The following is a 22,582-nucleotide window of genomic DNA, read 5'->3' on the forward strand; positions in this document are numbered from 1 at the left end:
CACTCGTTTATCGTTGTAAACTCAACTCCGTTTTTGTAGCGAACTGTTGTAACGTTACACTAATCTCTTTCTCCAACGCTTCGCCTGTTAATTCCTTCCGGAAAGCTTTCTGTTCCAGCGTCATCATCACTTTATACAGCGGCTCATTATTCACTTTGTGCTGCAGGTTAATCACGCTGTTAGCGCCATACACCTTATCCCAGCTTTTACGTACCACTGCCCAGAATGCCTTGTTTTGTTCCCACCATGCTTTCGCTTGTGTACATTTTTTTTCATCGGTGCGGTTATACGTATTCAATCCTTTTTCACCTACCAATACCTGGTCTTTTCCATTGGTGCGAATGATCTTGGCATTGTCCTGTTCATGTACAGATCCTGTAGCCGTGATTTCATGATGATTGGTACGGCGTAGCACGTTATAATCTTTGCGGGTAGTATACTCCCGGCGCGGCAACGGTGCATCGCTGGTAGATTCCCAGTAGTGGCGGCCATCTGCATGTACCCAGGAAGCAGCACCTTCATAGCGGGGTTCATCATCTACTCCATATACTTTTTGTGTCCACTGCCCTTTTACCTGTGCAGCAGGCAGCGTCACTTTCTTCCATTCGTTATCCTGGTTATAGGCCAGTAACTGCTGATTTTCATATTGCCAGTCTTCTGTCCAGTGTTTAATCACCATGCTGTCTGCAATCAGCAAATGTTGCAATACAATACGGTTGCGATCTTCCGCCGCTACGGTAACATACTCCACAGCATCGGTAATTTTATGATAGCCTTTGGGCTTGTAACTGGTATCAGCAGGAAATGTTTCTGTGTATTCGAAGGTAACTTCCTGGCAACCGCACATGCTTTTAATAGCGGCTTTATCCTGAGCCAGTTTATCGTTACTTTTCTGCTGGGCGGTAGCGCTCCATGCTAAACAAGTGGCAGCAATGGTTAATCTGGTAATGTGTTTCATGATATTATACAATTAATACTATTTGAAATTGCGGGAGCCATCTGCCTGGTATACATACCGGAAAGAATAATAGCGACGTTCAGATTTATCATCCGGTGTAGCCGGCGAATTTTTGTAGTAACTGGTGATTTCCAGTTTGGCGTACTTGCCTGTAGCAGTTTTCAGCACTATGATAGTACCAGCAACAGGGGTAATGATATGAGTAGTCATGTTGTAGGAATACCAGCCTGTAATAGCTTTGGTAGCCGCCGCATCAGTTTTGTAGCCTGCTGCAGGTGCTTCCACCAGGTTGTTATACACCCCGGTAATTACCTGTGCTTCCCCTTTACCGGGACCGCTGCTGCCACCGTTGATAATAAGGGTGGTAGACTTAAACCCGATATCCCATTTGCTGGTGGCGGAATCGCTGTTAGGGATCACCTTATTATCTGCCAGGCTATAAAAAGTATACAGGTCTTTTCCTGCCGCGTCTCCGTCGATATTGGCCACTGTTTTTGATTGCAGGGTCACCACCGGTGCAGGCGTATTTTTATCATCATCTTTACTACAGGACGACAGGACAACGAAAGAGAGTAGCAGGGCGCCTGCCGAAAAAAATTGCTTGTTCATACAGGTACTTGTTATTTATGGTTAGTGTGAAAAAAATTCCAGGTAGCACCCAGCGAATAAATCCGTCCGGGCATGGTAGCAATATGTTGTGCATCCGTATAATTAAAAAGATTTCCCAGGGTGGCCTGTAACCTCAATTGCTTACGGAATAAGGTTTTGGCGGCTGCCAGGTTAATAGTGGCATAGCCGGGTACAAATTCACTTTTCAGATCAGGTGTGTTATTGCCATTCTCATCTGTAAAGCCGTACTTGCTGCGATACAACACCCTGACATTAGCATCGATATCCAAACGGGGTTGGATATACGCAATTTTCAAGTTACCGGAATGCGGGGAGCGGTTAAACAATCCGAAATACTCGCTTTTCCGCAGGGCGCGGGTTTCACCTGTACCGGCATCTTTGGTATATACTTCCCCATTCTTTACTTTTTGATATAGCGCGTTATCCCTGGACCGGAGATATTGATAACCACCCGACAACTGCCAGTAACGCCCGATCTGTTGCGACAAAGACATCTCCGCTCCGGAAGTGGAAATACGCTTCAGATTCACATAACTATACACCGCCAGGTCATTGGTTTTTACAGCAATCACCCGGGTATCGATCAGGTTTTTCACATCATTGTAAAAGAAGTTAACTTTAACACCCGTGCTGGAAAACAACTTTCCTTCCACTCCTATATTATAAGACCAGGAGCTTTCCGCATCCAGGTCTTTTACCTGTGTGGGATCAATTTTCACTTCTTTGATTTGTCCCTGCTGCTGCATTTCCTTCAGGATATCTGCAGCCAGTTTGGTACCTGCTACGGTATATCCAACAGCAGCATTGTTGAAATGCAGGTACAGCTGCCTGAAGTCTGGTGCGCGGTAACCACGGCCCACCGCGCCGAGTATACGCCAGCGGGAATTGATATGGTAGGATACAGATACCTTCGGGCTCAACTGTGAAGGATACTGGTTATGTGTATCAAATCGTCCTCCCGCCAGGATGTTCCATTTTGTGGATGGTTTCCAGTTTTCCTGCAGAAAGATATAAGCCGAGTTAAACGCCATGCGATCGTCATACCGGGTGGCCTCCAGCGATTCATGTACATAGCCGATGCCTCCTGTGAGCTGATGCTGCGTATTCAATTGCCAGTCTGCCTGGTATTCCGGCTTTAAATATTGTTGTTTAAAGAAAGACAGGTCATACACCGATTTATCCTGTTGATAGCGCATCTCTTCATTAGTGGAATACCGGGAGTAGTACAATCGTAATACCTGTCTGAAGTCCTTTCCCGGCGTATGACTTATCTGTGCAGAAGCATTCATATCTTTCTCTTTGCCGATATCATCTACTACGCCTTTGGCATCATGGAAATAGCTGTTGTACCGTTGCGCGTAGTACCTGCCGGAAAGCGTAGTATGCCATTTGGGTGACCAGTCCTGCTGCCAGCGCGACTGCCACGTTGCCGTTTTAAAAGGCGGTACCGTAGGTGCGGTAGCGTTACCAAGCGTATATCCGTTGCTGTTATAGGTACTTACTCCCGCGGTGAATGAACCATTTTGATACGGAATACGGGTGCTACCATCCAGGGTATACGTATTATTGGAACCATACCTTGCACCAATGCTGGTTACACCGGTTTGCTTATTGTTGCTGGTAATAATATTAATCACCCCGGCCAGCGCATCACTACCATAGAGGGAAGACACCGGGCCTTTGATGATCTCTATTCTTTCTATATTACTTACTACTATACGGGATAAGTCGAAGGTACCGGCAGTTCTGCCTATCAGCGGTTCGCCGTCCAGTAGTATTAAAGTATATTCTGCTTCGAGACCCTGCATTTGCACACCGGTACCATGATTAGCTGTAATAAATAATCCTGTTTGCTCGGCCAGCACCTGCTGCAGCAACACGGCCCCCATCGACTGCAACTGCTGTTTATTGATCACCGTAACCGGTACCGGCACCTGATCAATGAGCTGCTCGTTGCGCGTGGCGGAGACCACTACTTCGGGCAATATTTTAGTGGTATCTGTTTGGGCAAAAAGGGTCCCTACCCGCATGATGCAGGTAACCAGGAATAAATATTTATACATCTTAAAGCTTATCTGAAATTGTGAGGCAAAAGTAAGGGGCCACAAAAAAAAGTCTTTACGAGTTCGGGAAACAAATTTGCGAAATCCGGAAAATTGGTCAACCTATTGAATGAAAAAAATCAGTGAGATGATACCGCAGTGTACAAAAAAAAGTAGTGGCCAGTCAACCCCAAAATAAGGTGGCTAACAAAATTATTTTGAGCTACTGCTGTGCGTTAGGAAACAGTTAACATTCCTTTTTTCACAACCTGTATATTATTCCAACGGGAATCATTAAATTTATATTGCACCGAAGAAAAGGGTCATATAATGGTATGATTAACACGGCTCAAAATAATTATATAGGGTTCGAAGTGCTCTTTAATCATGCCACCATTGGCATCCTGGTAGCCGATAGCCATAACGAAATCGTGATGGCTAATCCCTTCCTTCTTAACCAGTTTGGCTACACGAAAGAAGAAATCACCGGCCGCCAGGTAAGCCTGCTGCTGCCTCCTGATGAAAAAGAACATATCGCACTGCGAAAGAATGGCACCCGGTTCCCGGTAGAAATCAGCCATGGCGAACACAACACACCGGAAGGATTACTAACCATTACCTACGTCATCGATATTTCCGACCGGAAAATTTCCGAACAAACCCGGCAACAACTCGATCAGCAAAAAAAGGAAGCCGCCATTAAAGATGGTACCCTCCAGCGGATGAACAGCTTCCTCAACAGCCTCTGGAGCAATGCCGGAGCCATGATCATAGTGATCAACCCCGATGGATTTATCAAGTGGTTCAATCCCGCTGCCGAAAGAATACTCGGTTACAAAGCCAGCGAAGTAATAGATGTGTGTACTCCTCTCATGTTGCATAATCAACATGAAGTAGCTCTCCGGGCAGAAGAATTTTCCCGGCAATTGCAACAACCGGTAGAACCCGGTATGGAAACACTCATTATCAAAGCGAAACTCAACATACTAAATGAATACGAGTGGAGTTATATCCGGAAAGACGGCACGTCCTTACCCGTATCTCTGACTGTATCTGCTATCCGCAATGGCAGCGAAATTACGGGCTATATCGGCGTGGCCATCGACCTGTCACGCATCAAAGAAGCCGAATCCGAATTACGGGTATCCCTGGAAAAAGAAAGAGAGCTGAATGAACTGAAGTCCAGGTTTGTATCGCTCGCCTCCCACGAATTCCGGACACCGCTCAGCGCCATCCTTTCCTCCGTATACCTGGTATCCAAGTACGAAAGCGCGGAAGATATACCGAAGCGGAGTAAGCATATCCAGCGGATCATATCTTCCGTAAATATGCTGACAGACATCCTCAACGACTTCCTTTCCGTAGGCAAAATAGAAGAAGGGAAAATCCAGGTGCGCTACAGCACTTTTGAAACGGCCAAACACATCGGTAATATTCTCGGTGAAATGGATGGCTTGAAAAAACCACGACAAAACATTTATTATGCACACCATGGTACGCCACAAACCAACCTGGATCCTACACTGCTGAAACACATTGTGATGAACCTGGTGTCCAACGCCATCAAATTTTCCCCGGAAGGAGGCATCATTTCTATTCGTACACAAGGTACGGACAACTCCTTCCTGCTATCGGTAAAAGACCGGGGGATCGGCATTTCCGCAGAAGACCGGCAACACCTGTTTGAACGCTTCTTCCGTAGCCAGCAGGTGGCTAACATCCAGGGCACCGGCCTGGGTTTACACATTGTAGCCAGGTATGCAGAACTGATGAATGGCACCGTATCCTGCAACAGCACACCCGAAAATGGTACAGAGTTTATCATTTCCCTTCCTCTCCCCCAAAACCAATGAACATGGAAAAAATACTGCTGATAGAAGACAATCCTACTATCTGTGAAAATGTGGCTGAAATACTGGAGTTGGCAAACTACCAGGTACTCACCGCCGCCAATGGAAAAGAAGGCGTATCTATGGCCCTGGAACATCTCCCGGACCTCATTGTATGCGACATTATGATGCCGGTACTCGATGGATATGGTGTATTACATATGCTCCATAAAAACAAAGCCCTACAAACCACACCGTTTATTTTCCTCACCGCCAAAGCAGAAAGAACAGATATGCGGAAAGGGATGGAAATGGGCGCCGATGATTACATCACCAAACCGTTTGAAGGCACGGAACTACTCAGTGCTATTGAAAGCCGCCTTAAACGCTGCGCTGAAATAAAACACACCCCTGCCAGTGGTCTGCAGGGCTTTAATATGCTGCTGGCAGCCAGCAGCGGCGCCGACCAGCTATCGCTCCTGAAAGAAGACCGTAATACCCATCACTATAAAAAGAAACAAAGTATTTATGCCGCCGGCAACCGCCCGGAATATTTATACTACCTCGTACAAGGAAAAGTAAAAACCTATAAACGCAATGATGAGGGCAAAGAGCTCATCATCGGCCTCTATAATGAAGGCGATTTCCTCGGTTATAACGCGCTGCTGGAAGGCGGTAATTACCAGGAAAATGCGGAAGCCATGGAAGACACCACCCTGGCGCTAATTCCTCACCAGGATTTCGAGCAGCTCATCAGCAGCAACCCGGAAGTACTGGGGAAATTTATCCGGCTGCTCTCCCGTGAAATGGCAGAAAAAGAACAGCAATTGATTGGCCTGGCTTATAATTCCCTGCGCAAAAAAGTAGCGGAAGCATTAATTATGCTGGAGAAAAAATACAATACAACAGGTAATAAAAATTTTACGATAGATATCAGTCGCGAGAACCTGGCGGCAGTAGCGGGCGTTGCTAAGGAGTCGCTCATCCGTACCCTGGGTGATTTCAGGGATGAAAGACTGATTGCATTGAAAGAGGGACAAATAGCAGCGTTGTCGGTGAAGAAACTCTCCGAAATGATCAATTAATTCTCTTTGGCGATAAATAAGAGGAAGGCGACTTTCACTTTTTCATGGCCCGCCATCATGCCCTTTACATCATTTTCCAATACTGAAAAAGAATGCGGCGCAGCGATGCCTTCGGGCTGTTGCTCCAGCCAGCTGAGTTGTTCCCCGATCTCATGCCGGAGCAGGATCATCGATTCCTCGCGCGCCAGCATGGTGAGCTGAAATTCTTCGGCTTCTTCAATAAAGGAACGACGGCTGGTTCCACGCAGCGCGGCGGCCAGGCGATTAATCAGGGTAGCATTGTCTTCCCTCAAGGTTTTCAGTATCCGGATCCATGTCCTGCAAACTTCCTGGTACTCAAGATAGGGTGGATCACGCTGCAGTTCGTAAGACATTTTTGTTCGCTAGTTGTAATAGGTTTGAAGTCCATTCAGGTTTTTGTCGGTCTCCCATCTCTTCAACAACTGACAAAGGTTTTTTTGTATAAAATATAATTGCTTAATCTCTGCCTGCAAAGCGACCAGTTGCCCGGCCGGTCCCTGTGGAATCGCATATTCCTTTTCCACTACTTCCTCCATCAGATGCACAATGGACTTGCTTTGCAAAACAAATTCCTTTACCAGTTTATATACCTTGCTGATATGATCATATCCCTGTTCTGGAAACACATCTCCTTTCTTTGGTTTCAATACCGGCTTTAACTCTTCTTTCAGGTTGCGTAATACTACGCTATGATATACCGATACTTCACGGTAATAGTGAATAAACAGTTCGTTAAAATCCTGGAGAACACCCGGGGTAGGGCTGGCCATTTCCTGCATCTTCGTATAAAAATCTTCCATTTTGGCCAGCACCTGCGCGGCCTGTGGGATCGCCCGGTGTGTTATATAATCATCTACATCTTCAGCATGACCTGTATTATAGTCCAACACCTTCAACTTCATATCCAGCAGGTTTTTCACACCCGACTGCCGGTTGTACTGCCTGAAAATATGATTCCCGTATTTGCGTAAGTGCTTGATGGGAAAAAATAGAAAACCTTCGCAAAATTTGCGTTGCCGGGAAGTAGGTGTTAGTCCACTAAACATGATTTGCATTTTTTATGTGTGGATAAAGAGTATCACCGCCAGTGAACGGTGATACTTTATCAACAGCACATCTCCGTCATTCATTAATATTATTCTTTGGTGATCCAGGTGGATGTCCAAATGCTACAGTAAAACTACCTCCGTTTGTATTGCTGAACAATGACGGACATTATCCGCCCCATTGATGTTGATCATTTTTTGAGATGACCATGATCATTGTTTCGCCAAAGGCGGATGATAATCCAGGCAGCGGAATACCAGGAACTTCCGCACCACACGGCCCTGTTGCCGTACTACAATAGGTGGTAACTCCGTCACGGAGCTGAAATAAGGCGCCAATTTTTTTACAAATGCCAGTTCATCTACGGCATCATTTACATCTGTTAGGGAGTTAATAAAGAGAGCATTCTTTCCTTTCAAAGTATTTATATCGGTACCTATAAAATCAAATTGCAAGGCATTTTCCCCGATAATATTCCTGGAATACACCATACGTCCCAGGTACAAATTAAGCATGGCACTGGTTTTATAATCATCTGCAGAAAAAATGAAATCGTTGGGATAGGTGGCCGACAATTCCTTCACCCCTGCGCCTAATCCGCTCCAACCAATCATAGTATCATCAGAATGAATAGGTACCGGGTAAAAAATAACTTCCACCGCCAATGCCAGATGTACCACCAGTGAGCAGATCCACTGCCAGCGGATATACTTCATCGTTACCCAGGTACTGACCCAGATAATCCCGGTTATATAGGCCGGCATCATCCAGTTGATTTTTATCCAGTAAACGGGGGATATCAATAAAAAGATCCCAAAAAGCGGCACAAAAAAACATAACAGGAATAACTGCGGCGCCGGGATACGGGCGATCTGCCACTTGTATTTGCGTGCAAATTTATAGCAGTAGTACAGCAGCACCCCTAACAATACTGGCAAGAGGATGGCTGCCTGATGCCCAATTACCCCCAGGAAGTCGAGCGGATGAAATTCCACGCCCCCTACTCTCTCGGACGACTGAAAACGGAAAGACGCAAACTGGTTATCCACATTCCAGATCACGACGGGTAAAATTGTTACGCCAAACGCCAGGATACTCGCGAAAAACCAGGGCGACCACAGATACCGGCGATGCGACTTACTCAGCAACAGGAACAACACCGCCCCTGCCGGCAACATGATAGCAGTGTATTTACTATCAAAAGCCAGCCCCATGGCGATACCTGCGTATATCCAGTACGCCCTGCGCGATTCAAATACCGCGCGGTATACCGCTATCAGCGAAATACACCAGAAAAATAATAAGGGAACATCCGGGGTAGAGACTAATGATAAGATGGTAATCATCAGCGTGGCATACAGCAGCAACAGGCTATTCCAGGCCCTTGTCCGGGAAAGGAAGCAGCGCGACAAATGGTAGAAAGCCAGCAAGGTACCTATGGTTACCAATGTATCCGCCAGCTTGATTACCCATACATGCCGCCCAAACAGGTCGGTAAATGCCCTCAAAATCCAGGCGATGGCGGGTGGATGATCAAAATAGGAAAGCGCGAAGTGCTGCCCGTAGAAATAGTAATACGCATCCTGCGGCATCGCCCCCATGGCTCCAATAAAAGAAAACCTCAGTAAAACAACTATTGCAATGGCGAACGCCATCCATTTGTGGGTAGTGATATAGGTGGGTAACCGATTCCCCTCTGCTGATTCCCGCATATGTAACGCTGACAGTTATATGAATGACAGTGTCCCACTTCCCACAATCTCCATGCCGCTTGATAAGCCGACAGGTACTGTTTAACCATATTTAACACTGCGCCCGTCTGCATTCATCTGCCTTAAGCAGTACACCAGGTTGCACTGCCTGCCTGCAAGGTATGTAAACCCGCGGCAGCAAGGCAATCAGCAAAGCGCCTATTGCTTCCACAACCAGTTACCATCAACTGACTTGTGCATGAAAAGCTACATCACGCAGCCAGTACCTGGCCACCGGCGTAGCCACTATAACAGATAAAATCACCAGTATGAGGAAATCTTTTGACAACAATGCCACAATGCTACTCATACCGGCGACCAACACACAAATTTTGTCTTGTCCGGGATGATCCCGGACAAGACAAAAAAGCTCTATTGCTCCGTCCATTGCTTCTCCCACTGGAAAAACGCCGGCATCGGCGTGTTCTTACCTTCCAGTTGATCCATTAATGCAGCAATATACATTTTCCAGCGAGGCAGGTAATAGCTGCGCATCAGGCCACCCCATTCCTTATTGGCATATTCATGCAGGTCGGTGTCAGGATTATCCGGGCCCCAGTATGCGATCTGTGTTTTAGCATTGCGCACCAGCAGTTTCTTTTCAGCAGGTGTTTGTCCCAGGTTTTGTGCGGCATTCACCCAGGTATCCAACCGGAAATGTTTGTTGCCACTGAGCAGTAAATCCTGTTGCTGCATCAGTGCCAGGAAACGCGCGGACGTTTGTTTGAATACAGCAAGATCTTTTCTCTCAAAGGCAGCTACCATCTCTGCATAAATTTCTTCTCCGCGATTTGCATTTACCTGTCGTTGAAAATCGATCGCATCAATTTCGTAGGTAGTGTTATTCTTCATGGCCGGCGCGGCTTTCAGAAAAGTAGCCACAGCATCCGCAAATGCTTTGGTATCATAGTTACGTTTACGGGTACCCCAGGTAGATACGGGTACATCCTTCAAGGTAGGACGAGCACAGAATACAGATTCATTAGGCCCTTCCTGGTATTGTGGAAAACTACTGTATGCGGTAGCCACTAATCCCTGCCATGCCGCTTGTAACTGCGGATGATCACTGCCATAACGGTAACGTACATATGATTTTATCCAGTCTTTCACTTCCACCTTATCTGCATGCCAGGCCAGCTCGAGTATCAGGTCATAAATAACCGGGTTGTTGTGAATACCTTCCGGCATAATGCCTGTACCTTTAAACAAGGAACTGTAAGGACTATGTGCCGCGCGGAAAGTTTCATCTGCAAAGCGTTGCAGCTTGCCATACAATCCCAGCTTTTCTCCGAAGTTATTCACACTGCACCAGATGAATGGTGTGCCTTCATATCCTTTGCGGGTTTCCCAGTTAGCAGTATTTTCCCCAAATAATTCCTGTACCAGCACTTTAGACTTATCAAGTCCTGCTAACAAGGCCCCGGAAGGGTTTGCCTGCCAGCCCTGCAATACCCAGGTGCTGCCGGGAAAATGTTGCTGCATGGTTTGCTGAATTGCACGAGCGGCGGCACTTACATCTACGCCCTTGCTGATACCACCTTCGTGAAAGGGATCGCCCGCAAAGAAATGAATGTTGCTGCCATATAATTTTTTCAACTCTTCATAGTAGATGCCGGCAATCCTGGTGAAGTTGCTGTCGCCGGGAATGAGGAAGTCCGGGCGTTGAAAGCCACCGGCCCATTTGCCCTGCTCTACTACTTTTATAGGCATCTTTTCTTTCAGGTTCACTGGTATCATGCCGTAGAAGCCTTGCATCACCGGCGCAATGCCTAATCCGCTCATACGTGCCAGGATTTGTTTTTCCAGCGCCGTTTGCTGGTCAATCATTTGTTGTGTTACCGGTCCACCCCAGCCTTCGAGGTTACCCATGAGCCACCAGGCGGTAAAGCCCGGCCCTGCAACAAAGCGACGGGCTTCCTCACCAGAGTAGCCCAGGCGTTCCAGCGTATGTTGCCATACTGCTTCGGTGCCCATAGTAGCCAACATTACATTCACGCCGTTGAGCGCCATCCAGTCCAGTTCATGTTCCCAGTCTTTCCAGTTGTAATAGCTCATCGTGTAGCTGATGGTACAATAGTTCAGCGCATAGCGGTAATCATACATGGTGTTGATACGCACCGGCGCTTTCACTACTGGCAACGGTGCTACCGGCGACAAGTTGTCGCCCATATGCGACATCGAGCGATGACAGTAATATTTCAGGTACCAGTTCAGCCCGGCAGCAGCAGCACTGGGGCTGGAAGCACTGATCTGCACCTGCTTTCCTGGTGTTACAATTTCAAACTGATCTTTTCCATTTTCAGCCGGTATTCTTTTCAACACCAGCGATTTGGCCAGCCAGGGAACACGGCGTTGCGCCAGTTGCTGCACAGCAGGGAAGTCTTGTGCAAATACGCCGGAAGACAGGCATAGGAGTAGCCCTGCCAGCAAATTTTTACCTTTCATTAGTTTCACTGTTATGATATAAAGAAGGTAAATGTAATGATCAATTACCTTAATTCGTAAATTTAGTATCGCGCTGGCCTTCAAAACAACTTATATGGCAGGAAATAGTAATTTACCAGAACATATTAAGGGACTGAATGATGCGGAAGTAGCCGCCTCCAGGGAAAAGTACGGCAGCAACACCCCTGCTGCCCCCGCTACCAATCCTGTTCTACATCTGATAAAGGAAATACTGGGAGAACCCATGCTGCTATTGTTAATAGCCGTAACAGTGATTTATTTTGTGATGGGCGAACTGGGAGAAGCCTACTTCATGCTGGTAGCCATTGCCCTGGTATCAGGTATTTCTTTTTACCAGGACAGCCGCAGCCGCAAAGCATTGGAGGCGCTGGAAAAAATAAATGAACCACTGAGCAAAGTGATCCGGAACGGTGAACTGAAAAGCATTGCCACCAGCGATATTGTCACCGGTGATATGCTATTGGTGTCAGAAGGCAATACCATCAACGCCGACGGCATCATTGTACATGCGAACGATTTTTCCGTGAATGAGTCCGCCCTTACCGGCGAAGCCTTTGCTGTTTTTAAACAACCCGACGGAGAAGATAACCGGGTGTATAGCGGTACCCTCGTGGTATCCGGTCTTGCGATCTGTGAAGTACAACAGGTAGGCGCTCAAACAAAAATAGGACAACTGGGCACTGCTATTCTCAATATCAAAGAAGAGCCAACACCGCTGCAACAACAGATTGAACAATTTGTGAAATGGATGGCTGTAGCGGGCATCGCCGTTTTCCTGGCCGTGTGGTTGATTAATTTTATCCGCAGCGGCAGCTTAACCGATAGCCTGCTGAAAGGATTAACACTGGCCATGTCTATTTTACCGGAAGAAATCCCTGTAGCCTTCGCCACCTTTATGGCGTTAGGTTCCCGGCGACTCATGCAAATGGGTATCATCGTAAAGAAAATCAGGACGGTGGAAGCACTGGGTAGCGCTACCATCATTTGCACAGACAAAACAGGTACCATCACGGAGAATAAAATGAGCCTGCCGGCAATTTATCGCGGCGAGGATCAGACTTTATACGGTGAAGACCAGCTACCGCTGGATGTAATAACCATGGCCATGTGGGCCAGCGAGCCGGTACCCTTTGATCCCATGGAAAAAACACTGCACCGGCTATACGAAAAAATGACATCCGCCGATGAACGACCTGGTTATACCATTGTACATGAGTATCCGTTAGCAGGCAAGCCGCCTATGATGACACATGTATTTGAAAACAATGCCGGTCATCGCATCGTGGCAGCGAAAGGAGCGCCGGAAGCGATCATTGCCGTTTCCCATCTCCCGGAAAAAACAAAAAGTGAGATCACAGAACAGGTGCGTGCACTGGCTCAACAAGGCTACCGGGTACTCGGTGTAGCAACGTCGAACTTTACCGGAACCGACTATCCTGAACTACAACAGGAACTGCCCTTTACGTTCGTAGGACTGTTAGCTTTTTACGATCCGCCCAAAGCCAATATAGGCGAGGTATTCAGGCAATTTTATGAAGCAGGTATTGCGGTTAAAATTATTACCGGCGACAACGCCGTTACCACCTGTGCCATTGCCAGGCAGGCAGGCCTGAAAAATGCCGACAATGCCATTGATGGCGAAGTACTGATGCAAATGGATGCTGCGCAAATGCAACGGACCCTGGTGTCTGTCAATATTTTCACCCGCATGTTCCCTGAAGCAAAACTGGCCGCTATCAACGCACTGAAAGCCGACAAGGAAGTAGTAGCGATGACGGGAGATGGTGTAAACGACGGTCCCGCCCTGAAAGCCGCACACATCGGCATTGCCATGGGTAAAAAAGGGACAGAGATCGCCAAGCAGGCCGCCGCACTCATACTCGTCAACGATGACCTCAGCGGCATGGTAGACGCTATTGCTGTTGGGAGGAGAATATATACCAATATCAAAAAAGCGGTACAGTATATTATCTCTATTCATATTCCCATTATCCTCACGGTATCACTCCCGCTCTTTCTCGGCTGGATATATCCGAATATTTTCACACCGGTACACGTGATATTCCTCGAAATCATTATGGGGCCCACCTGCTCTATTGTATATGAAAATGAGCCCATGGAAGAAAATGCCATGCGACAGCCACCAAGGCCCATTACGCAAACTTTCCTCTCCTTCCGCGAAATGAATATCAGTATCATACAAGGACTACTGATTACCGCCGGCGTACTCAGCGCCTACCAATGGAGCGTTGCGCAAGGTTACGATGAAACACATACCCGCAGCATGGTATTTACCACATTGGTGCTGGCCAACATTTTTCTTACATTGGTGAATCGTTCGTTTTACTACTCTTTCCTGCACAGCATGCGCAATCGCAACAAACTAATGGTAAGCGTGATTATCATTACTTTGATATTACTGGCTGTTATGCTATACGTTCCCCCGGTAGCACAATTTTTTAGCATCAACGCGTTACAGTTACCACAGCTATTGATATGTGCTGGCATTGGCGCAGTGGCGGTATTATGGTTTGAAATCTGGAAATGGTGGAAGCGAAGCACACGTTCTGCGGGCAAACAACAACGGGAAACATTGTCCGCGGCGGGCGCAGGTAGTATATAATCAACATCTCAAAAAAAAGAAAAACAGCCATGAAAGTATTCACAACAAGAGTTATTCCGGAAGAAGGGTTGCTACTGCTTCAACGTGCAGGCGTTACCGTTAAACAGTGGACAGAGAGAAAAGAGCTGACACTGGAAGATATGATTGAGCAATGCAAAGACCAGGACGCATTATTCTATGCCGGTGGCAGGCATATTGATCGCCCATTTATGGAGCACGCCAGGCACCTGAAAGTGATCAGCTTATTATCCGTAGGCTACGATAATGTAGACCTGAAAGCCGCTACAGAATTAGGCATTCAGATTACCAATACGCCCGGGGTGCTAAGCAATGCCACCGCCGATACCGCCTTTTTGTTAATGCAGGCAGTAGCCCGGAAAGCTTTCTATCAACATAAAAGAATATTAAACGGGGACTGGGGATTTTCCACACCAACTGCTAACCTGGGTATTGATATAGAAGGAAAAACGCTGGGCATCTGGGGGCTGGGCAATATAGGAACGGTAATGGCTAAACGCTGTAAAGCTGCTTTCGATATGAAAATCCTTTATTGCAACCGCCATCGCAATAAAGCGGCTGAGAAAGAGCTGGGCGCCACCTTTGTGTCTTTCGATGAACTGCTGGCACAAAGCGATGTACTCAGCGTACATACCAGCCTTACGCCCGAAACCAAAGACAAATTTAACCTGGAAGCCTTCCGTAAAATGAAGCCCACCGCTATTTTCATCAACGCCGCCAGGGGAGGTATTCACAACGAAACAGATTTATTGTTTGCCTTACAGGACGGGCTGATCTGGGGCGCAGGACTGGATGTGACCAATCCTGAACCCATGCAGCCGGATAACCCCTTGCTGAATATGCCTACCGTAGCTATCTTACCGCATATAGGCTCCGCTACGGTAGAAACAAGGAATGCTATGTCGCGCATTGCCGCGGAAAATGTGCTGGCTGCTTTGGAAGGCAGGCCGGTACCGAACCCGGTGAATCATCTTTATTCACTGTAGCTATTATTCACTTTCCGCCTACCGGTTTTTCAGTAACTTTAGTAAAAGCACTACGCTATGAAAAAAGTCGCTATCATCGGCGGGCAAAGAATCCCTTTCGTCAAGTCTTTCAAAGAGTATAACCACATCAGTAACCAGGAAATGCTAACCTTCGTTTTAAATGCACTGGTCAGTCGTTACCAACTGGCTGGCAAGCGTATAGGCGAAGTGGCATTGGGTGCTTTACTCAACCGTTCCACAGAATGGAACTTTGCCAGGGAATGCGTTTTAGGCACTGCCCTGGATCCTCATACCCCGGCTTACAATTTACAGCGTGCCTGCGGCACCAGCCTGGATGCCGCCATACAACTGGGCCTGCGGATCGGGTGCGGACAAATAGATACCGGCATCGCTGGCGGCAGCGATACCAACAGCGATATTCCCTTACTGTTTAAGCAGCAACTGGCCTGGAAACTAACTGACCTGCGCGCCGCTAAAACACTGGGGGCGCGACTGAAAATACTCACCTCTATTCGCTTTAAAGATCTCACACCTGTATATCCTTCTATCGTAGAACCCAGAACGGGCCTCTCGATGGGACAACACACCGAGAAAATGGTGGCCGAATGGGGCATCACGCGGGAAGCACAGGATGCACTGGCATACCAGAGCCATATGAACGCAGCCAAAGCCTATGCAGAAGGCTTTTTCAATGACCTGGTGATGGAATTCAAAGGCGTAAAAAAAGATACCATTGTACGCGCCGATACCACACCAGCCAAACTCGCCGCGTTGAAGCCCGCATTTGATCCCAATGGCAGCCTGACTGCCGGTAACAGCACCTTGTATACCGACGGCGCCTCTGCCTTATTGCTGGCCTCGGAAGAATATGCGCAGCAACAAAACTGGCCGGTGATGGCGCACCTTGTAGACGCAGAAAGCGCCGCAGTGGATTATGTGAACGGCGAAGGACTACTCATGGCGCCTACCTATGCAGTGGCACGCATGCTGAAACGCAACCACCTAAAGTTGCAGGACTTCGATATCTATGAAATTCATGAAGCTTTCTGCGGACAAGTACTCTGTACGCTCAAAGCCTGGGAAGATGTTGCCTACTGCAAAAAACTGGGTTGGGATGCACCACTGGGCAGCATCGACCGCACTAAGCTAAATATCAAAGGCGGCAGTGTGGCTATCGGTCATCCTTTTGCGGCTACTGGTACCCGTATTCTCGCACAGGCTGCGAAAATATTGCAGGAACGCGGCAGTGGACGAGCACTGGTATCTATCTGCACCGCCGGCGGTATGGGGGTGGTAGCTATCCTGGAACGTTAGCTTTTAATCAACTTCACCCCGCAATTAATTAATTGTCAATATAACACGTATTAAAAGTTATCACATAAAAAACCCGTCCCGGAAAACCAGGACGGGAGATCATTGTCATCCATTTCACCGAATAAAATTTCGATTGTTTTATTGCGACATATACCATGCCGGAAATGGAAGATTATCATTTAATGCAATACTTTTTCCCGCGTTTCTTCCCGCAGGTTGGTAGCGATGATACGTTCGTAATTATATTTTACTCAGCTGGAAATATCCCAGGTGTAACTCATCCTCTTCCGTATCAGCCGCCGGGGTTATTTCCAACGTATACTTCTCTTTCAGATGAGCCGGCAAAATATCTTTTACCACATAGGCATCATCTACATCTACCCCATATTTATCATCCACATGAGAAGTAGCTGTTCCAAATGTGGTATGCTTAAAAAATGTGGTTTGTTTAGATGCGCGAATAGCTTCACTGATATCCTTTTGTACACTGAGCATTTTATAATGAAACTCTTCCATCTCATTCGGCTTATAACCACCCAGGTTCAAAAAGAATAATTGCATATCCTGTTGAGCAGCTACGGGCTTCTCTATAACCCGGATCTGGTGCCCATCTACCGCATTCACTTCCCTCCAGCCATCGATATGGAATTTTCCTTTTGCTTCCGGCCAAAAAGCCTGCATGTCAGGGATCAGGTCTCTCAGTTGATTGCCGATACCGAAAAAAACATCGTGTTGCTCCGTATGCCGCCCTTCAGGCGTACATCCCAGCAGCACCATAAATAATTTTAACTCCGCCATGATAATAGATTATGGGCGGAAGTTAGATTATTTTATTTTGTTTTCATTGCCTCCCGCATCGCCTGCTCTTTATCGGCACTCCAGTATTTACAATCCAGGTTAATAAACACAGAAGAGTAAGCCAGCGTAGTATTGGTTTTTAATACGATTACTTTAAACAGCCCGGCAGTTTTATCCATCTTTGCAAAAACTGAATCATGCAGCAGTGTTTGTACCGACTGGCCCTTAAAAATCTGTTGCAGGGTATCCCGGTAACCAGCGGCACCTGGCACAAAGGACAATTCCTTATCCAGGTAGAGTATAGGACTTACATGCGTGCCTTTACCCAGTTGCCGGATGGTATAATCAGCAACTTCCGGCAATGTGGCGTTGGTGTTGATATACACCATTCCGGGGGCCGACTGAAAAGGAAATGCCTTGTCGGCAATAATAATCCAGTTACGATGTCCCAGCAAAGGCAACACGCTGTCCAACCGGGTTTGCCAGGTGGTAGCAGTAGAAGGAGCCGATGCCGGCGTATTTCCCGGCTGGCAGGAAAATAAACATATAACAGCAACGGCTATCTGAATTAATGATTTCATAGATCAGGCGATTGTAATTTGAAGTGATTGTCCGGCATGTAAATGTACCGGGGCCGATAGTTGTATGGTTACCCATCCATTATCTTCGGTAAAGGTAACCGGGGTTTTCTGACCAGCTATACTTACTTTCTTTACGCCGGCATGTGCAAACCGCAATGTTTGCAGCGACAAGCTGCCATACTTTAACTGCAGGGTATGATGACCATTCTTTTGTGTATAAGTACCCCATCCTTCTGCAGTAACAAACGGCGATTTGAAATTTTCCTTATTCATGGCAGGGGCAAAAGCAATGTATCCTTTGGGGCCATGGTATTGGAAACCGGTAGCCGTGATAAAAGTACCATAGCTGGCCATGGCGCGTGCATAGTGGTCACTGCATTCTATTTCATTAAACGGATTACGCTTAAACGCATGGTAACGGTCGTGTACCGCGCGGGTAAGGGTGAGTGCTTCATCGGTCATCCCTTCTGCCATCATATGCGACGCTACCTGGTGTTCAAAACCTGTCATACACTCATTGAAGTAACCTAATTGCCACGCATCTTTCACACCGAAAGGATATTGCTCGTTGTGCGGATTGGTGTTCAGGATCATACCGCCTTCACCTGCCAGCGCATAAGGCCGGCCACCCGGATGCGCTGCGATATATGGCCCCACATCCGCCTTGTAGTTGTATTTGTACAACGCCCTTAAAGCTGACATCGTTTTCTCTTTGTCAATCACCCGGTCCATACCGACCTGGAATGCCCAGCTCTGACCGTATACCTGGTCGATATGACAAGTATTATACGAACCGATCACAGAGCGTCCTTTTACTTTATCAGGCTGATGAATAAAGTATTCACCGTTGAACAACTGGGATTCCATATTGCGCCTTCCTTTCTCCACATAGTCATTACACATGGTGGCAAACTCTGTATCCTTCACTTCTGTAGCCATCAATGCAGCGGCTTTTACGGCGGCAATACACAAGCCTACAATCCATGCAATTTCTCCATCCCATACTGCATCGAGGGTATTTTCCATCGGGGTATCTTCCATACCGTCGCCGTTGCGATCCTGGTGAATAATAAACAGCGATGCTTTTTTAATATTTGCCCAGTTGCGTTGCAGGAAGCTGCTGTCTTTACTCATCTGGTGCTCGCGGTAAATGCGTAATACAGTTCCGGCTTGTCCGTCAATAGCAGGGCGCTTTTCCGCTTCTCCCCTGAACAGGATACCACCATCTGGCATTTGCCCGATGCCGAGGTCTACCCGTTGCCGGGTATCTCTTTCCAGCGCAGGGAAAATGCGGCCTACTGCCTGTGCATATTGCCATACGTGTGTACAGGTGCCTTCGCAGGCGCCCACGCCTTCCCAGGCATAGAAGCGGCCGGAGCGGAAACGATGTGCAGTGGTAGTAGCCAGCGTGGAGATGTTCATGAAAGTACGCTCCATGAACCACCAGGGCAGCGTGGCGTCATACCAGGTATCTTTCCACAAGCGGCTTTCACGGTATAAGCGGGTGTAGTTTTTTTGCACGTAGCGCATCACAGCTGCGGCATCGCTGAAGTGATTGGTATAGTAACGTCCTGTGTCTTTGATTACATTAAACCAGAGATTCGGGGTATACCAACTGATAGCGAAATCATTTCGTATAGACTTACCCGGTAGTATCTTATTTTGAATAGCTACGCTACCGGTCAGTTTCTCATTCACGGGCTTCACCACCGGTTGTACAGATGCTGCTTTAAAGTCAGCCGCGGATAATTCACCCGGTGATAACAGCGGATTTACTTGTACATTGGTGCCAAAAGCCGCCAGGCAAAGGTTACCGTAGTCGTATGATTTACTGAACTCCTCATTGCTGCCGTTTTTCACACGTACAGTAGCGTGTACGCCCTGCCAGCCTTTTTCCTTCACCACGGTATTGGTTCGCTCATGATCAGCCCCGGCGCTATAGATAGCGGTTTTGTTTTCCAGCCAGCCCAGCACAGTAGCGGTAACCGGTGTAGTTCCTTTATTAATAATTTTGTAAGATAGGATGGTCACTGGTAAACCAGAGTCATCTTCATTTAATGGAATGAACGGAGAAAAAGCCTCGAGCGTTACTTCTACAGGCAACGCCGGATCAATATAACGGATCACTGCCATCGGGTAAGTAGCTTCAAAAGTGATTTCCGGCCAGCTTTCTTCATCAAATTTGCGGATTACAGTTTGATTGTTGTAGGTAAGCTGCAGCGCAAATCCCTGGTCCAGCGGGCGAATATTCTTCGACGGAGCAATATAGCAGGCGCCATCGCGGGAACGGACTTTCTTGCCACCATTGAGTACGTCGGCATGGAAATCAACCGTTTTAGGTTCAATACCTTCCTGGTTTTTGTTGAAAATATCCCATAACCATAAACGGCCGTCGCCGCCCAGATATACCGTACCGCACATAATGCCGCCTACCGGCATCCCGATATATTGCAATTCATTTTTGCTTTTGCGATAAGTGGTAACAGTACCCCGTTCATATAACGACGCTATCCAGGCGGCATCCGGCTGACGGGTGCTCAGCAGGTAATGAGGGGTGTCCGCAATTGCGCGCCCCACCACCGGAAGACGTACGGTCAATGCGCCAGCCACCGTCAATCCAATGTTTCGTAAGAATTTTCTCCGTTCGATTCCCATAGATGTAGTTTTTAAAGTTGAGCAGTTAGCAGCTAGCTTTTAGCTTTTAGCTTTTAGCTTTTAGTAAATGCAGCGGAGAGGATAATATGTTGGTCTTTGCTGCATTTACTAAAAGCTAAAAGCTAGAAGCTAAAAGCTAACTGCTATTTCCATGCACTTGTTTGCACCAGGTTCTTATTTTTATCAATAGCCTCCTGTGGAATAGGCCAGGTGTAATGCTTCGCCGGATTAAACGTTCTGTCCTGTGCTTTGAATGCCGGTTGTGTCCAGTCGCCGATAGGCGCTTTCTCATCCTGGTTAATACCATAGGCCGGTTTATTCAATACTATTTCAGCCGTCTTCCAACGTAAAATATCGAAGTACCTCTTATGCTCCGCCACAAATTCATGACGGCGCTCTTCGCGGATTTTATCACGCATTGCTGCCTGGTTGCCCAGCAACGCATCCACACCAGGCAAGCCGGCACGGGCACGTACCTGGTTCATGGCCGTCACAATCATTTGGTTGCCCGGATCATATTCATTCAACGCTTCCGCCAATATCAACAATGTTTCTGCATAGCGATATAACGGGAAATTCATGTAGGCATTTTCGGGGTTCGGATTCTCCGGCTCTGCAAATTTGAGATACATAAAACCCGTTAAACCTCCTCCTTCATTGTTCATCTTCTCCGGTTTATTATACGCCGGATGCGGCTCATACGGCGCATAGCTACCATTAGGACGTAAACATGGTACGCCCGGTAACAGGAACGTCTTTTTCAGGCGACTGTCGCGATTTTCCCAGGGATTATTCTTGTCGTATTTCGCAGAAGCTTGTATGCTTTTACCATCAGTACATTCATAAGAATCTACGAGGTCACGGGTAGGACAAAAACTCGCCCAACCTTCACCGGTAATAGAGCAACCGGTAGGCAATGCCAGCACCGGCAGCATATTGGTGATTTCATTCTGAATATACTGGAAAGCCAGGATCACTTCCTTATTGGCATTGTTAGCTTCATGTGTAAACAGGTAGGAATAATCTTTTTCAAGGCCGTAGGCGCCGGTATTGACCACATCCCGGGCCGATTTGGCAGCTTCTTTCCATAACAAAGGATCAGTTACTCCGCCGTGAAACTGTTTATAGCTGGCCATATAAAGGTATACGTTGGCCCTCAGCATCATGGCTGCCGCTTTATTAATACGCCCGGTGTTAGCCCCTGTATAAGTGTCTGGTAAGAAGGAAATGGCACTGTCTACATTGGTCACTACGTAATCCAGCACGTCCTGCTTTGGACTTTTAGCCACATTCGCATTTTCCAGTGTCAGCGGCTTTTCTTTAATCAGCGGAATATCGCCATAGAGCTGCGCCATACGAAAATAACGCAACGCCAGTATAAAGCGGGCTTCTCCGAGGTATTGCTTTTTCTTCGTGGGCTCAATAGTCATTTGAGAGAGCTGATCAATGGCTGTTAAAGCACGGCTGATATAGTCGTACCGCCACTCTTCCTTGATATAAGCATCCGTGGCAGCCTGGCTACCCTGGCAGATATATCCCATACCACCCTCACCCCAGGCATTGGTCATCACAGAATTATCACTACTGCAATCCCGCCAGAAATCACGGCTATCCGGTAAGGTAGCATATAAAGCATTCACGCCCTGCTCCGCATCGGTAGCGGTTTTCCAGAAAGCATCTGAAGTGGCAGATGCCAATGGTGCCCTGTCTAAAAATTTAGAACAGCTTTGCAGCATCGCTGCTATTACAAGTATAAATAAGCAAATCTTTTTCATAAT

The 22,582-nt window shown here is 47.2% G+C and carries 17 protein-coding genes; 5 read left to right on the plus strand and 12 right to left on the minus strand.

Annotated elements, in window-relative coordinates; translation table 11 throughout:
• Positions 1–7 precede the first annotated feature (7 nt).
• Genes J7623_RS02365 through J7623_RS02375 form a run of 3 tightly spaced genes read right to left on the minus strand, consistent with a single transcriptional unit; the run spans position 8 to position 3,651 of the window.
• Positions 8–958 (minus strand): DUF6607 family protein, encoded by a 951-nt coding sequence (locus J7623_RS02365; RefSeq protein WP_291916745.1) that lies wholly within the window; start codon positions 956–958, stop codon positions 8–10.
• 18 nt (positions 959–976) lie between these two features.
• Positions 977–1,567: an HmuY family protein gene (locus tag J7623_RS02370; protein ID WP_291916748.1), complete on the minus strand. Its 591-nt coding sequence runs from the start codon at positions 1,565–1,567 to the stop codon at positions 977–979.
• Positions 1,568–1,578: 11 nt separating this feature from the next.
• Positions 1,579–3,651: a TonB-dependent receptor gene (locus tag J7623_RS02375; protein WP_291916750.1), complete on the minus strand. Its 2,073-nt coding sequence runs from the start codon at positions 3,649–3,651 to the stop codon at positions 1,579–1,581.
• Positions 3,652–3,965: 314 nt separating this feature from the next.
• Between J7623_RS02375 and J7623_RS02380 the strand changes: the two genes are divergently transcribed.
• Together J7623_RS02380 and J7623_RS02385 are read left to right on the plus strand one after the other, a co-directional pair.
• A complete protein-coding gene (locus J7623_RS02380; protein ID WP_291916752.1) occupies positions 3,966–5,483 on the plus strand; it encodes a PAS domain-containing sensor histidine kinase in 1,518 nt (505 codons plus the stop codon).
• Between the two features lie 2 nt (positions 5,484–5,485).
• Positions 5,486–6,544, plus strand: a complete 1,059-nt coding sequence (locus tag J7623_RS02385; RefSeq protein ID WP_291916754.1) for a response regulator — start codon at positions 5,486–5,488, stop codon at positions 6,542–6,544.
• Here J7623_RS02385 and J7623_RS02390 read toward each other — a convergent pair.
• From J7623_RS02390 to J7623_RS02410, 5 genes are all read right to left on the minus strand, one after another.
• The gene (locus J7623_RS02390) at positions 6,541–6,918 is read right to left on the minus strand and encodes a hypothetical protein (protein ID WP_291916756.1); all 378 of its coding nucleotides are present in this window, start codon (positions 6,916–6,918) and stop codon (positions 6,541–6,543) included. The two genes, J7623_RS02385 and J7623_RS02390, sit on opposite strands and share 4 nt — an antisense overlap.
• 9 nt (positions 6,919–6,927) lie before the next feature.
• Positions 6,928–7,611, minus strand: coding sequence for a hypothetical protein (locus tag J7623_RS02395; RefSeq protein WP_291916758.1), 684 nt, complete (start codon positions 7,609–7,611; stop codon positions 6,928–6,930).
• Between the two features lie 213 nt (positions 7,612–7,824).
• Positions 7,825–9,324, minus strand: coding sequence for a glycosyltransferase family 39 protein (locus J7623_RS02400; RefSeq protein ID WP_291916760.1), 1,500 nt, complete (start codon positions 9,322–9,324; stop codon positions 7,825–7,827).
• Positions 9,325–9,547: 223 nt separating this feature from the next.
• A complete protein-coding gene (locus J7623_RS02405) occupies positions 9,548–9,751 on the minus strand; it encodes a hypothetical protein (protein ID WP_291916762.1) in 204 nt (67 codons plus the stop codon).
• The gene (locus tag J7623_RS02410) at positions 9,736–11,808 is read right to left on the minus strand and encodes an alpha-N-acetylglucosaminidase (protein ID WP_291916764.1); all 2,073 of its coding nucleotides are present in this window, start codon (positions 11,806–11,808) and stop codon (positions 9,736–9,738) included. Before J7623_RS02410 ends, J7623_RS02405 begins: the two co-directional genes overlap by 16 nt.
• 94 nt (positions 11,809–11,902) lie before the next feature.
• Between J7623_RS02410 and J7623_RS02415 the strand changes: the two genes are divergently transcribed.
• From J7623_RS02415 to J7623_RS02425, 3 genes are read left to right on the plus strand one after another with little or no spacing between them, the layout of a single operon-like run.
• A complete protein-coding gene (locus J7623_RS02415) occupies positions 11,903–14,452 on the plus strand; it encodes a cation-translocating P-type ATPase (protein WP_291916765.1) in 2,550 nt (849 codons plus the stop codon).
• A 29-nt stretch (positions 14,453–14,481) separates the two neighbouring features.
• Positions 14,482–15,456, plus strand: coding sequence for a D-glycerate dehydrogenase (locus J7623_RS02420; protein ID WP_291916767.1), 975 nt, complete (start codon positions 14,482–14,484; stop codon positions 15,454–15,456).
• A 57-nt stretch (positions 15,457–15,513) separates the two neighbouring features.
• Entirely contained in the window at positions 15,514–16,770 is a 1,257-nt protein-coding gene (locus J7623_RS02425) for an acetyl-CoA C-acetyltransferase (protein WP_291916768.1), read from the plus strand.
• Between the two features lie 240 nt (positions 16,771–17,010).
• Here J7623_RS02425 and J7623_RS02430 read toward each other — a convergent pair whose 3' ends face one another.
• The 4 genes from J7623_RS02430 to J7623_RS02445 all read right to left on the minus strand — a co-directional run bounded on the left by J7623_RS02430 (position 17,011) and on the right by J7623_RS02445 (position 22,579).
• Positions 17,011–17,568, minus strand: a complete 558-nt coding sequence (locus tag J7623_RS02430) for a DUF1543 domain-containing protein (RefSeq protein WP_291916769.1) — start codon at positions 17,566–17,568, stop codon at positions 17,011–17,013.
• A gap of 32 nt (positions 17,569–17,600) precedes the next feature.
• Positions 17,601–18,149 carry a hypothetical protein gene (locus J7623_RS02435; RefSeq protein WP_291916770.1) on the minus strand — a complete coding sequence of 183 codons (549 nt, stop codon included), beginning with the start codon at positions 18,147–18,149 and terminating at the stop codon, positions 17,601–17,603.
• 3 nt (positions 18,150–18,152) lie between these two features.
• Positions 18,153–20,804: a GH116 family glycosyl-hydrolase gene (locus J7623_RS02440; protein ID WP_291916772.1), complete on the minus strand. Its 2,652-nt coding sequence runs from the start codon at positions 20,802–20,804 to the stop codon at positions 18,153–18,155.
• A gap of 143 nt (positions 20,805–20,947) precedes the next feature.
• Complete coding sequence (locus tag J7623_RS02445; protein WP_291916774.1) at positions 20,948–22,579, minus strand: RagB/SusD family nutrient uptake outer membrane protein; 1,632 nt, start codon at positions 22,577–22,579, stop codon at positions 20,948–20,950.
• Positions 22,580–22,582 lie beyond the last annotated feature (3 nt).

Origin of the sequence: Chitinophaga sp. (assembly GCF_017745275.1) — a bacterium.
GTDB lineage: Bacteria > Bacteroidota > Bacteroidia > Chitinophagales > Chitinophagaceae > Chitinophaga.